This window comes from Streptomyces sp. NPDC050617 (assembly GCF_040654795.1).
Lineage (GTDB): Bacteria > Actinomycetota > Actinomycetes > Streptomycetales > Streptomycetaceae > Streptomyces.
Window position 1 is genome coordinate 57,076 of record NZ_JBFAIS010000017.1, and the last position, 12,054, is coordinate 69,129.

Consider the following 12,054-nt stretch of genomic DNA (forward strand, 5'->3'; position numbering starts at 1 on the left):
TCCGGTTGTCCGGATGCTGTGATCCACGGAGTCCGGAGCTGATGATTTGTGAGAACCCGACATCTGGAGGGTCCGGTGTCCGGGTTCACCCGGCGGTGGTCCGCACCCGTACGTGCATCCGCTCGCCCTGCGCCCCGAACAGCACGAGGAACTCGGTGGGCTGCTCCGCCGCGTTGCCGAAGCCGTGCGGGGTGCGGGTGTCGAACTCGGCCGCCTCGCCCGCGGAGAGCAGCAGGTCGTGCTCGCCCAGGGCGAGCCGCAGCCGGCCGGAGAGGACGTACAGCCACTCGTAGCCCTCGTGCGCGGACTGCTCGGGCCGTTCGTCGCGGCGGCCGGCGTCGGCGACGGGGAGGATCTGCTTGTAGGCGTGCAGCCCGCCGAGGTGCCGGGTCAGGGGGACCCACGTCTTGCCGTGCCGGGTGACGGGGCGCGGGTGGACGCGCGGATCGCCGGTCTGCGGCGCCCCGACGAGTTCGTCGAGCGGGACGCCGTACGCCTTGGCCAGCGGCAGCAGCAGCTTCAGGGTCGGCTCGCGGCGGCCGGACTCCAGCCGCGAGAGCGTGCTCAGGGAGATGCCGGTCCGCTCGCCGAGTTGGGCCAGGGTGATGCCGCGCGACTTCCGCAGCACCCGCAGCCGGGGCCCGACGGCGGCCAGCACCTCCGAGAAATCGTCGAGATCGTCGTCGCTCATAGGGACATTTGCCGCACCGGCAAAGGCCTCTGTCAAACTCCGACCGCTCTGCCTGCTTCGAGCGTCGATGGGTTCGTCTGACCGGCCTGACCGTCCCGATCGTTCTGACCGGCCTGATCAGGACGCGGCGGCCGCCCGGCGGCGGACGGTCCGCTCCAGGATTCCGAGCGTGGCCTTGAGGGCGGACTCGGGGACCACGGGGAAGGTGACGCGCGCCCGCCACTCCTCGCTGGTGCGGGACCAGTCGCAGTACGACGTGACGAGGGTGCCGCCCTCGGCCGGCTCCAGTCGGTAGCCGTAGATGTGGCGGACGTGCGGCCGGACCTTGCCCTCGACGGTCCAGGCGATCTCCTCGTTCGGGGTGAGGTCGGTGATGACGACCTCGACGTCGTACTTGCCCAGGGCGACGTCCCCGATCGCCTGCCGGTCCATGTGGACCAGGAACCGGTCGCCGGGCCGCTCGACCGGCTGCCCCTCGGCGTCGATGAGCATGCCCGACGCGTCGATGTCCACGTGGCCCCGCGGGTCCGCCAGGACCGCGAAGACGGCTTCGGCGGAGGCGGGGATGAGGCGGGAGACCTCGATCCGCTCGGCCTCGCGGCCCGCGGCCTCACCGCTCGCCCGGCCGCCGCCCGCGTCGCCTTCGGTCGCCCGGCCCTCGCCCTCGGCCGGGGTCTCCGCCGTGGTGGTCAGGACCGCGCGGCCGAGGATGTGGCCGGCCATGGTGAAGCCGAGGACGGCCGGGGTGGCGTCGGCGGGTACGCCGATCTTCTCGGTGTCGAGGGCGTGGACCACGGTGACGTAGCGGTGCGGGCCGTGCCCGGCCGGCGGGGCGGCGCCGAGGAAACGGGCCGCGCGGGCGTCGTTGGGCAGTTGGAAGGCGCCTTCCGGCAGGCCCGAACCGGTGTCGTCGCCCGCTCCCTCGGGCAGTTCGGTGACGGTGGCGGGGATGTCGGCGACCGCCCAGTGCCAGAACCCGGAGCCGGTGGGCGCGTCGGGGTCGTACACGGTGACGGCGTAGCTCTTGGTGCCTTCCGGGGCGCCGCTCCACGACAGCTGCGGGGAGACGTCCTTGCCGCCGGGCACCCCGGACAGGCCGGAGAGCTGCTCGGTCGGCCAGGCGGCGCCGTCGGCGACGGTGCTGCTGGTGACGGTGAAGGAGGCCGCCTCGGGGAGGCGGGCGAAGGGGTCGTTGGCGCGCATGGCGATGTTCCTTTCAGGCCGGGCCGGGCCGGGCCAGGCCGTGCTGGGGCGGGGGAGAGGCGTCGCTTGAGTCACTGGGCCGCCTGCCGCCCGCCGATAGATCGACCATAACAGCAATAATCGATTATTAATCAAACCGTCTATGGTGGAGTCATGACTCAGACGGCGCGCGGCAGCTCGGCCGCGTCGGGGAAGAAGATGCTCTCCGAGCAGGTGTACGCGCGGCTGCGCGACGCGATCATGCGGGGGGAGTACGCGCCCGGCGACGCCCTCAAGCCGCAGGACCTCGCCAGGGAGCAGGGCGTGAGCCTGGCCGTGGTGCGCGAGGCGCTCGTACGGGTGGCCGGCGAGGGCCTGGCCGACCGGCTGCCCAACCGCGGCTTCGCGGTCCCGGACTGCTCCGACCGCCGCTGGCAGGAGATCGCGGAGGCGCGCCGGACCATCGAACCGGTCGTGCTGCGCATGTCCGTCGAGCGCGGCGACATCGACTGGGAGGCCCGCGTGCGCGCCGCGCACCACCGGCTGACCCGCACCCCGGTGTACGTGCCGGAGGAGGGGGAGTACTACAGCGGCGCGTGGTCCGAGGCGCACCGGGACTTCCACCGCGCGCTGCTGGAGGGGTGCGGCAACCCCGTACTGCTGGAGACCTTCGACCGGATGTGGACCGCGAGCGAACTGACGCGCCGCTGGTCGACGTGGCGCGCCCCCGACCGGGACGGCGCCGAGGAGCACCGCCGGCTGGAGGAGGCGGCGCTGGCCCGCGACGCCGACGCGGCGGCCGAGGTGCTGGCCCGGCACCTCACCCTGACCGCGGCCGTGCTGGCGGGCGACCGGTGCCGCGGGGTGGCGGAGGGGGCCTGACCGGTCGCCGGCGCGTCAGCCCTGGGCGGTGGGGCGGACCACGATGTCGCCCACGTCGACGCCGTCCGGCTGCTCGATGGCGAAGGCGATGGCGCGGGCCACCGCGTCCGGCGACAGGGCGATCTCCATCAGCTTGTCGGTCTGGGCCCGCATCGCCGGGTCGATGCGCGACGTGAAGTCGGTACGGACGGCGCCGGGCGACACGACGGTGACGCGCAGGCTGTCGCCGGCCTCCTGGCGCAGGCCCTCGGAGATGGTGCGCACGGCGTTCTTCGTCCCGGCGTACACCGACTGGAGCGGCACGATGCGCAGCCCGGCGGTGGACACGGTGTTGACGAAGTGTCCGAATCCCTGTTCCCGGAAGACGGGGAGGGCCGCGGCGATCCCGTACAGGACGCCCTTGAGGTTGACGTCGATCATCTCCTCCCAGTCCTCGACGCGCAGCTCGTCCAGCGGGGAGATCAGGCCGACCCCGGCGTTGCTGACGAGGGTGTCGAGCTTGCCGTACCGGTCCCGTGCCAGCCGGACGAGGCCGGCGAGGTCCTGCTGCCTTCTGACGTCCGTGCGGACCCAGGCCGCGTCGCCGCCGGCCTCCTTGATGCGGGCGGCCAGCTCCTTCAGCCGCTCCGTGCGGCGCGCGCCCAGGACGACCTTCGCGCCGCGCTCGGCGAGGAGCAGTGCGGTCGCCTCGCCGATGCCGCTGCCGGCGCCGGTGATCGCGATGACTTTGCCTTCGATTCCAGACATGATCGACAGCCCTTTCGGAAGGTCGGGAGGTAGGAGGGGGCGGGGCGGGCGAGAGGTGTGGACCCTCGCTTAAAGTGGAGGCACCGCCACTTAGTGCAGAGTAAGTGGAGGTGCCTCCACTTGGCAAACGGGGAGACGGAGAGGGAGAGTCGCTGATGGCCCGAGACGCAGGACGCCCGCTGAGGGCCGACGCGCAGCGCAACCGGGAGAAGATCCTGGCCGCCGCGGTGCGCGTCTTCACCGAGGAGGGACTCGACGCGCACTTCGAGCGCATCGCCAAGGAAGCGGGCGTGGGCACCGGCACCCTCTACCGCAACTTCCCGAACCGCGAGGCCCTGGTCGAGGCCGCCTACCGCAACGAAGTGGCCCGGCTGTGCGACGCCGTGCCCGGCCTCCTCGCGGAGCTGCCGCCGCGCGAGGCGCTGCACGCGTGGACGTACCGCTTCATCGACTACGCCACCGCCAAGCTCGGCATGGCCGACGCGCTGCGGGCCGTCGTCGCCACGGGAGCCAACCCCTACAGCGACAGCCACGACATGATCCAGTCGGCCCTGCGGACCCTCGTGGAGGCAGGCGCCGCCGCCGGTACGATCCGCCCCGACATCCGCCCGACCGACCTGTTCGCCGCCCTCGCCGGCATCGCCCTCACCTCGGCCGCCCCCGAACAGCGCGGGCAGGCCGAACGCCTCATCGACATCACGCTGCGGGGCCTGGAACCCGCGCCGCCACCGCGACCCGAGGGGTGAGGGCGGTACGGGCGTACTCCGGCCGGGCGCGGGCGGGGCCGCTCCCGTACGCCCGTACCGGCGCGCGCCGCGCCCCTGGCCCGCGCGGGCGTCAGCCCGGCTTGCGCCCCCAGGCCGAGATCATCGGGGACGTCGCCAGATCCAGGCCGCCCGCCGCGACGTTGGCGAGATGCGTGTCGATCTCCGCCTCCGTCGCCAGGCCCTTGGCCACCAGCTGGTCGCGGACCTGCCGCACCGTGGCCGTCTCCAGCGCCGCGCAGGCCGGGCCCGTGACGGGGAAGTAGGCGTCCGCCCGTACGTCCGTCAGCCCGGCCTCGCGCAGCAGGCGCGGCAGGCGGCGGCCGTAGGAGAGGTCCGCGCCGCGCTCGGCGAGGAGTTCGCGGAAGCGGCGGCGGAGCCTGTTGGCCAGGCGCTGCTCCGGGCCGGACTCGTCGGGGCAGATGAGGGGCTGGAGCGCCGGGTCGGCGTCCTCCAGCAGCAGCCGGCCGCCGGGCCGCAGAGCGCTGATCATCGCGCGCAGCGCGCGGTCCCGGTCGGCGACGTGGACGAGGACCAGGCGGGCGTGGACCAGGTCGAAGGGCCCGGCCGGCGGCGCGTCGGCGGCGACGTCGTGCCGCCGGAGCTCGACCTGCGGCCCGGCCGCGGCCGCCGTCCACGACGTGTCGATGTCCGTCGCGAGTACGTACCCGGCGGCGCCCACGCGCTCGGCGAGCCCGCGCACCACCGACGTCCCGCCGGCGCCCACCTCCCAGCAGCGCTGCCCTTCCGCGAGCCCCAGCTCGTCGATGTGCCGGAAGGTGGAGGCGTCGAAGAGGGCCCCGAGCGCGTCGAACCGCTCGCCCGCTTCGGCCTGCCGGTTGTCCAGGAGGTAGCCGTCCTCGGCGCGTTGTCGCTGCATGCCCCGATCATGCCCCGTCGCGGCCCCGGGCCCCGCGGCCGGTTCGCCGGGGGGCCGCCAGCCGTCGGTGATGATGTCGAAGACTTCCTCCACGGCGGCCCGTTGGTCCTTCCGCCCCTGGGCGAGGACCGGGACCTCCAGGACGAACCGGGCGAGGGCCGTACAGGCGAGGTCGCCGCGCTCCACACGGCCCGAATCCTGGAAGGCGGCGCGGGGGCCGAGGCGCCGGACTTCAGCGACTGAGCCGACCCGGGCGCCGGCCGCCCACGGCGCCCGCCGGCCGCCGCCCACGGCGCCCGGGTCGGCCCGTCAACGGGGCCCGCCGGCTCGTCAACGGGGCGCGCCGAACCAGTCGCGGAGCGCCGACTCCAGGCCGTACGCGTCGCTGTCGGGGCCGGCGGCCCAGCACACGTAGCCGTCCGGCCGGATGAGCATCGGTTCGGTGTGAGCGCCCTGCCCCGCGCAGCGCACTCGGTCCGACCAGGCCGCGGCGATCTCGGAGAACGTGTCGGCCGGGTCGAGCAGGACGCCGTGCCCGGAGCGCAGCAGTTCGTGCACCCGGACCGGGCCGAGGTTCAGGTCGGGCGAGGGGAGGCCGACGAGCGGATGGGACCCGGCGCCCGGCATCGGGTAGCGGACGCCCATCCCGGACAGCGTGTCGTCCAGGAAGTACTGGACGGCCTGAAGGCGTGCCATGGCCGTGAACAGTTCCTTGGCGGCCAGTACGTCCGGGTCGCGGGCGCCCTGCCAGTCCATCAGCAGGCTCTGCGCCTGGACGTTGCGCAGCACGGCGGCCCCGGCCGGGTGGCGTTCCGCGTGGTAGGTGTCGAGCAGCCGGCGCGGCGCCCAGCCGTGCACGGCGGCGGCGAGCTTCCAGCCGAGATTGATCGCGTCCTGGATCCCGGTGTTCATGCCCTGCGCGCCGAGCGGAAGATGGACGTGGGCGGCGTCCCCGGCCAGGAACACCCGGCCGTGCCGGTAACGGGCGGCCTGCCGGGCCGCGTTGGTGATGCGACGCGCGTAGCGCAGTTCGAGCAGGCGCACCCCGGACCCGAAGACGGCGCGCAGACCGTCGCCGATCTCCTCCTCGGTGACCGGGACCTCCCGGGGCAGGGACCGGCCCGGCCCGCCCAGCGCGAGCCGGGACAGCGGCCGGCCCTGCGGATCGGCGCCCAGCGGGAAGATCTGCGCCCAGTGCCCGTCCTCGCTCCAGGAGTGCGTCCCGGCCCGGTCGGCGCCGTCCAGGCGGACGTCGGCGGCGACCACGGTCACCGTGCCCGGCCGACCGGGGAAGTCGGCCCGCAGCAGCGAACGCACCGTGCTGCGGCCGCCGTCGGCGGCGACGAGGTACCGGGAACGGACCGTGGCGCCGTCGGCGAAGGCCGCGGTGACCCCGTCCTCGTCCTGGGCGACGCCGGTCAGTTCGCGGTCCCGTAGGACGTGGACGCCATGGGCGGCGAGGTGCCGCTCCAGGAACCCCTCGATCGTCGCCTGCGGGATGGACCGCCAGGGGAAGCGGTGCCGGTCGCGGGTGAGGGGGAGTGTGATGCCGGCGAAGTGGGCTGTGCCGACCGGGTGGTCACCGGTGGCCAGCAGCGGTTCCAGCAGGCCGCGCTGGTCGAACGCCTCCTGCGTGCGGGACTGCACGCCGCCGGCCTTGGACAGCTCGCTGCGCCGCGGCAGCCTGTCGACCAGCACGGCCGAGGCTCCGGCCACCCGCAGTTCGTTGGCCAGCGTCATACCGGTCGGTCCCGCGCCGACGACGAGAACGTCGGTGTCCATGATGTCTCTCCCGTGGTTGTCCGCGCCGATCAGGGCAGCGGCAACCCTCCCCGCGCCGTGCCCGCCGGGCCAGGAGACGGCTGAGGGACGTCGGTATCCGACACCCGCTACCGTCCGAGTGATGGAAATCGACTTCGACGAGCTGGACCGGCGGCTCGTCCACGCCCTGCAGATCGCTCCCCGGGCCGCCTTCAGCACGATCGCCGGGGTTCTCGGCGTGTCGGATCGCACCATCGCCCGCCGGTACGCCCGGCTGCGCTCGGCCGGAGCGGTGCGGGTGCTCGGCGGGGTCGATCCGGTCGCGCTGGGCGCGGTGCAGTGGTTCCTGCGGGTGCGCTGCGCGCCCGCCGCGGCGGTACCGGTCGCCGAGGCGCTGGCCCGGCGCCCGGACACCTCCTGGGTGAGCCTCACCTCCGGCGGCACCGAGGTCATCTGCGCGGTCCGCGCCGAGAGCGAGGCCGACAGCGAGGCTCTGCTGCTGGCCAGGCTCCCCCGTACGCCCCGCGTGGAGGGGGTGACCGCGCACTCGGTGCTGCACGCCTTCTACGGCGGGCCGGACAGCCTGGTCGCCAAGCTCGGCGTGCTGGACGAGGACGAGGCCGCGCGGCTGCGCCCGCCTCCGGCTCCCCGCCGGCCGGGGCCGGTGCGGCTCGGCGACGGCGACCGGAAGCTGCTCGCCGCGCTCGCCGCCGACGGCAGGACCGAGCTGGAGCGGCTGGCCGCGGTGACCGGCTGGTCCCCGACGACGGTCCGGCGCCGGATGGCGGAGCTGCGCGAGCGCGGGGTGCTGTACCTGGACATCGACATCGACTGGCGGCTGTTCGGCGTCGGCGCCCGCACCCTGCTCTGGCTGTCGGTCCCCCCGGCCCGTCTGGAAGAGGCCGGAACGGCGCTGGCCGGGCACCCCGAGATCGCGTTCGCCGCCGCCACGACCGGCCCGACGAACCTGTACGCGACCGTGGTCTGCGCCGACCAGCAGGCGCTGTACCGGTATCTGACCACCCGGGTCGCCGCGCTGCCCGCCGTCACCCACATCGAGACGGCCCCCGTGATCAGGACCGTCAAACAGGCCGCCGCCCGGACGCGGTGACCGGGCAGTCGGATCGACCGCCCGCGGCGCTGGACCGGCACTGCCCGCGGCTCGTACGAGGAGGCCGCGGGCAGGGTCCGTATGACGTGACCCGACGTGACGTGCTGGTGAAGCCGGCGCGGGTTCGTACGGACCGGCCTACGCCGCGGCTGCCGTCACTTCACGCCGATCCGGTCGTCCGGCCTGGGCAGCAGGCAGCCGGGCTTGTCGAGGGAGAGCTTGTTCCCCGGTTCGACGCACGTGGTGAGCCAGTAGGTCTCGGTGCCGTAGGCGATGCCCTTGTGCACCGATATGACGCCGTCGCGGTCCATCTCGCAGGGGTTGTTCTGGGTGCACTGACCGCCGTCGCGGTTACTGGTGTTGTTGATTCCGACGACCTCTCCGCTCGCCTTGTCGACGACCGGGGAACCCGAGGTGCCGGGGCCGGTGTCGCACGCCGAGGTGTAGCGGAGGACGTCCTTGGTCAGGTAGCCCGACTCCAGCACGCGGTAGACGTGCTGGTCGATGCCGCACGTGAAGATCTTCTTCATGTTCCCGGAGACCACCCGGATGTCCGTGCCCGTCGCGGGGCGCTTGGCCGACACGGTGAGCGGGCTGATGCCGTACTTCTCCTTCAACTGCCGGTAACTCAGGCCGAGTTGGTACAGCGTGATGTCGGTGCCGGTCATGGTCACGTACGCCGCCTTCGCCGTTCTCAGGGTCGCCGCCCGCTCGCCCTTGCCGTCGAGGAGGCTGAAGACGCGGTGGGACGGCTGGTTCACGAGAACCTCGTCCGGGACGGGCCACGCGCCCTCGTAGCAGTGTCCGTTGGTCAGGACGAAGGCGTTGTCGCCGTCCGTGGAGTCGGGCATCCGCACCAGCGATCCCGAGCAGCCGTCCACGTCGACCGCGCCCGAGAAGTCCACGGGGGCGGCATGCGCCGACGTCGCCGCCAGTAGCAGGCCGGACAGGGCGGCGCCGAATACCGCACCGATGCGTCGGAACGTACGCAGGGACATACGCATCTCATTTCCGTTCAGGGGGGGGAGCGGCGGGAAGGGGCGGGGTCATTCGATGCCCGGGCAGGTGCCCCCGGAGGTGCGGCCCGTACGGAAGAAGTCGATCGCCTTCGCGGCGCATTCGGGAACCCTGCTCAGGGAGGCGTGCCGGTCGTCCTCGATCGTCAGGAGAGTGCCGCCGATGGCGTCCTTCAGGTCCACCGACCAGGCGTACGGCGTAGCGAGTTCGCGGGTGTGGCCGGATATCTGGAGCGGGCTCTTGCCCTTCACCGCCTTCCACTGCTGTGCCGGCCACGGCCAGCCTCCGCAGTATTTCCCGAGCTCAAGGGAGCCGCCGGTCGCGGGGTAGGTGCGCTCGCGGGCCTTCTTGTCGGCCCACTCCTGCTCGAAGTCGCGGCCACCGGTCCCGTCGTTGCACATGACCGCGTCGTATTGGAGGCCGTTGGCCCCTCCGTTCGGGTTCTCGAAGCCGAACACTCTGGCCGAGGGGCGCCCGGTCTGCGGCGTGGGCCGCGCCGAGCGGGGGATGCCGCCTTCGCGCACGGTGGCGAGGTCCCGTGCGTTCGCGACCCACTGACCGCGACCTACGCCCAGCTGGCCGGTGACCCATTCGCCGTCCAGCGCCGTGTCCTTGTCGACCTTCCGGGGCTTCTGTGTGAGTTGGTCGCGCAGGTCGAAAAGGGTGTGCCGGACCGCGTCGGCGGTCGTGCCGAAGTGGTACTCGACGTCGTGCCGCGACAGCCACTGGGCGAACTCGCCGAAGTTCTTCTCGGTGAGCGCGTCCATCGAGGCGTTCATCGCGTCGAAGTCCATCTTCGGCGGCATCGTCGAATCCAGCCACATCCTGTCCACCCGGTCGTCGAACATCGACCGGTAGTTCGCGCCCACCGCGGTGCCGTAGGAGACCCCGAAGAAACTGATCTTCTCTTCACCGAGCGCCGCCCGGATACGGTCCACATCACGTGCGATGTTCGCGGTGGTCAATTGCCGGGCGAAGGCGGGATCGAGCGCGGCGCATCGCTTGTTCTCCTCGGCCCAGTAGTCGAAGCCGACCTTCGCCCGCTCCTTCGGGGGCGCGTCGGCCGGCACCTCCGGGAACGTGGACCTCTGGCATTCCCTCGTGTCGCTGTAGCCCACCCCTCGGGGGTCGAACCCGATCACGTCGTGATCGGTGGCCAGCGTGCCGAGCCCGCCCTCCGCGAAATTCTGCGGTGCGTACAGGTTGGGCAGGCCGGGGCCGCCGGGGCTGAAGACCAGCGCGCCGCGGCGTTCGGCCGGTTCGGCGGCCTTGAGCCTGCTCACCGCGATCTTGATCTTGCGGCCCTGCGGTGCGGCGTAGTCCATGGGCACCGTCAGCATCGCGCATTCGGTCTTGGTGTCGCTCTTGTCCCAGTCCTCGGCCACCTTCACGCAGGGATTCCAGTCGAGGTGTTCGCCGGGCGCCGGGGCTTCCCCGGCCCGGACGGCCCGGCTGTCCGCGGACGCGCCGGACGGCGTGGCCACCACCCCTAAGGAGGCGGCGACGACCCCGACGGCGACCAGTCCTCTCGCCATCGCGGGCGGGGACGCCGCACTCGTGCGCCCGGTCCCGCGGCGGAACGCACGATGGCGCGACCTGCCCTGCGGGCCGGCCCGATGTGGTGGGTGCCCTGGGCTGTCCGGCCGCTGGTGGGCGGATCCGCTGGGCAGGGGGAAGAAACGCATGGGAGAGCACCTCCGTCGCATTGGATCAATGCACAAGATCACGCACAACTGTGCTCATCCGAGGCCCAGTTGACAATCCTTACGAATATGACCGTTTGGTGACCGAGTGAGCGGGGGCCTGCCCGGCTCTCGCCGCCCGGCTCCCGCCCCCCCCGGCGACGCCCGGCTCCCGCCGCCCCCCGGCCCGCCCGCACCCGCCATTGCATAACACTGTCAAGATACGTATAGTCATGCCATCAACGAGGAGGATTTCCGATGGCGGTACGTGCGGCGGTGGCCGGGGCGAGTGGGTATGCGGGAGGGGAGATCCTGCGTCTGCTGCTCGGGCACCCCGAGGTCGGGGCCGCCGGGATCGGCGCGCTGACCGGGAACTCCAACGCGGGGCAGCGGCTCGGCGCGCTCCAGCCGCATCTGCTGCCGCTCGCCGGCCGTGAGCTGGAGCCGACCGTCGCCGGCGCGCTCGCCGGGCACGATGTCGTCTTCCTCGCGCTGCCGCACGGGCAGTCCGCCGCCGTCGCCGCCGAGCTCGGCGACGACGTGCTGGTCGTCGACTGCGGCGCCGACTTCCGGCTGGCGGACGCGGGGGACTGGGAGAAGTTCTACGGCTCGCCCCACGCGGGCACCTGGCCGTACGGGCTCCCCGAGCTGCCCGGCGCGCGGGACGCGCTGCGCGGGGCCCGGCGCGTGGCCGTGCCCGGCTGCTATCCGACCGCCGTCTCGCTCGCGCTCTTCCCCGCCTACGCGGCCGGGCTCGCCGAGCCCGAGGCCGTGATCGTCGCCGCGTCCGGGACCTCCGGCGCGGGCAAGGCCGCCAAGCCGCACCTGCTCGGCAGCGAGGTCATGGGCTCCATGAGCCCGTACGGCGTCGGGGGCGGCCACCGCCACACCCCCGAGATGATCCAGAACCTGTCGGCCGCGGCGGGCGAGCCCGTCACCGTCTCCTTCACCCCGACCCTCGCCCCCATGCCCCGCGGCATCCTCGCCACGTGCAGCGCGAAGGCGAAGCCGGGCGTCACCGCCGAGACCGTACGGGCCGCCTACGAGAAGGCCCTCCAGGACGAGCCGTTCGCGACGCTCCTGCCCGAGGGGCAGTGGCCCTCCACCGGCGCCGTCCACGGCTCCAACGCCGCGCTGATCCAGGTCGCGTACGACGCGGCGGCCGGGCGCATCGTCGTGATCAGCGCCATCGACAACCTCGCCAAGGGCACCGCCGGCGGCGCCGTGCAGAGCATGAACATCGCCCTCGGCCTCCCCGAGGAGCTCGGCCTGACCACGGCCGGGATCGCGCCGTGAGCGGCGGCGCAGGCAGCACCGGCGGCACCGGCAGCACCGGC

At 73.2% G+C, this 12,054-nt stretch carries 11 protein-coding genes and 1 pseudogene; 4 read left to right on the plus strand and 8 right to left on the minus strand.

What is annotated here, in order from left to right:
* Positions 1 to 85 precede the first annotated feature (85 nt).
* From AB0I49_RS22580 to AB0I49_RS22590, 3 genes and pseudogenes are all read right to left on the minus strand, one after another.
* Positions 86 to 691, minus strand: a complete 606-nt coding sequence (locus AB0I49_RS22580) for an XRE family transcriptional regulator (protein WP_363228829.1) — start codon at positions 689 to 691, stop codon at positions 86 to 88.
* Between the two features lie 117 nt (positions 692 to 808).
* Positions 809 to 1,384, minus strand: coding sequence for an SRPBCC family protein (locus AB0I49_RS22585; RefSeq protein ID WP_363228930.1), 576 nt, complete (start codon positions 1,382 to 1,384; stop codon positions 809 to 811).
* A pseudogene (locus AB0I49_RS22590) lies at positions 1,358 to 1,894 on the minus strand (YbhB/YbcL family Raf kinase inhibitor-like protein); the annotation flags it as partial. The pseudogene AB0I49_RS22590 and the gene AB0I49_RS22585, both read right to left, overlap by 27 nt.
* Positions 1,895 to 2,047: 153 nt before the next feature.
* On the opposite strand from AB0I49_RS22590, the gene AB0I49_RS22595 reads away from it, so the two are divergent.
* A complete protein-coding gene (locus AB0I49_RS22595) occupies positions 2,048 to 2,755 on the plus strand; it encodes a GntR family transcriptional regulator (RefSeq protein ID WP_363228830.1) in 708 nt (235 codons plus the stop codon).
* Between the two features lie 15 nt (positions 2,756 to 2,770).
* Here AB0I49_RS22595 and AB0I49_RS22600 read toward each other — a convergent pair whose 3' ends face one another.
* A complete protein-coding gene (locus AB0I49_RS22600) occupies positions 2,771 to 3,502 on the minus strand; it encodes an SDR family oxidoreductase (protein WP_363228831.1) in 732 nt (243 codons plus the stop codon).
* 155 nt (positions 3,503 to 3,657) lie between these two features.
* Here AB0I49_RS22600 and AB0I49_RS22605 point away from each other — a divergent pair, with 155 nt between their 5' ends.
* Complete coding sequence (locus tag AB0I49_RS22605; protein ID WP_363228832.1) at positions 3,658 to 4,248, plus strand: TetR family transcriptional regulator; 591 nt, start codon at positions 3,658 to 3,660, stop codon at positions 4,246 to 4,248.
* A gap of 91 nt (positions 4,249 to 4,339) precedes the next feature.
* Here the strand turns inward: AB0I49_RS22605 and AB0I49_RS22610 are convergent, their stop codons facing one another.
* Both AB0I49_RS22610 and AB0I49_RS22615 read right to left on the minus strand, forming a co-directional pair.
* On the minus strand, positions 4,340 to 5,146 hold the full coding sequence (locus AB0I49_RS22610; RefSeq protein WP_363228931.1) for a methyltransferase domain-containing protein: 807 nt from the start codon (positions 5,144 to 5,146) through the stop codon (positions 4,340 to 4,342).
* Between the two features lie 330 nt (positions 5,147 to 5,476).
* Entirely contained in the window at positions 5,477 to 6,928 is a 1,452-nt protein-coding gene (locus AB0I49_RS22615) for an FAD-dependent monooxygenase (protein ID WP_363228833.1), read from the minus strand.
* Between the two features lie 121 nt (positions 6,929 to 7,049).
* Between AB0I49_RS22615 and AB0I49_RS22620 the strand changes: the two genes are divergently transcribed.
* Positions 7,050 to 8,018 (plus strand): AsnC family transcriptional regulator, encoded by a 969-nt coding sequence (locus AB0I49_RS22620; protein WP_363228834.1) that lies wholly within the window; start codon positions 7,050 to 7,052, stop codon positions 8,016 to 8,018.
* 155 nt (positions 8,019 to 8,173) lie between these two features.
* Here the strand turns inward: AB0I49_RS22620 and AB0I49_RS22625 are convergent, their stop codons facing one another.
* Both AB0I49_RS22625 and AB0I49_RS22630 read right to left on the minus strand, forming a co-directional pair.
* Complete coding sequence (locus AB0I49_RS22625; RefSeq protein WP_363228835.1) at positions 8,174 to 9,016, minus strand: serine protease; 843 nt, start codon at positions 9,014 to 9,016, stop codon at positions 8,174 to 8,176.
* A gap of 48 nt (positions 9,017 to 9,064) precedes the next feature.
* Entirely contained in the window at positions 9,065 to 10,570 is a 1,506-nt protein-coding gene (locus AB0I49_RS22630) for an alpha/beta fold hydrolase (protein ID WP_363228836.1), read from the minus strand.
* Between the two features lie 405 nt (positions 10,571 to 10,975).
* Here AB0I49_RS22630 and argC point away from each other — a divergent pair, with 405 nt between their 5' ends.
* The gene (argC, locus tag AB0I49_RS22635) at positions 10,976 to 12,013 is read left to right on the plus strand and encodes an N-acetyl-gamma-glutamyl-phosphate reductase (protein ID WP_363228837.1); all 1,038 of its coding nucleotides are present in this window, start codon (positions 10,976 to 10,978) and stop codon (positions 12,011 to 12,013) included.
* Positions 12,014 to 12,054: the final 41 nt, after the last annotated feature.

Bases quoted from the DNA above. Each gene is read 5' to 3' on its own strand.
- AB0I49_RS22595 (WP_363228830.1), top strand. From the start codon at position 2,048: ATGACTCAGACGGCGCGCGGCAGCTCGGCCGCGTCGGGGAAGAAGATG.
- AB0I49_RS22610 (WP_363228931.1), bottom strand. From the start codon at position 5,146: ATGCAGCGACAACGCGCCGAGGACGGCTACCTCCTGGACAACCGGCAG.
- AB0I49_RS22600 (WP_363228831.1), bottom strand. From the start codon at position 3,502: ATGTCTGGAATCGAAGGCAAAGTCATCGCGATCACCGGCGCCGGCAGC.
- AB0I49_RS22620 (WP_363228834.1), top strand. From the start codon at position 7,050: ATGGAAATCGACTTCGACGAGCTGGACCGGCGGCTCGTCCACGCCCTG.
- argC (WP_363228837.1), top strand. From the start codon at position 10,976: ATGGCGGTACGTGCGGCGGTGGCCGGGGCGAGTGGGTATGCGGGAGGG.
- AB0I49_RS22630 (WP_363228836.1), bottom strand. From the start codon at position 10,570: ATGGCGAGAGGACTGGTCGCCGTCGGGGTCGTCGCCGCCTCCTTAGGG.
- AB0I49_RS22605 (WP_363228832.1), top strand. From the start codon at position 3,658: ATGGCCCGAGACGCAGGACGCCCGCTGAGGGCCGACGCGCAGCGCAAC.
- AB0I49_RS22580 (WP_363228829.1), bottom strand. From the start codon at position 691: ATGAGCGACGACGATCTCGACGATTTCTCGGAGGTGCTGGCCGCCGTC.
- AB0I49_RS22625 (WP_363228835.1), bottom strand. From the start codon at position 9,016: ATGTCCCTGCGTACGTTCCGACGCATCGGTGCGGTATTCGGCGCCGCC.
- AB0I49_RS22615 (WP_363228833.1), bottom strand. From the start codon at position 6,928: ATGGACACCGACGTTCTCGTCGTCGGCGCGGGACCGACCGGTATGACG.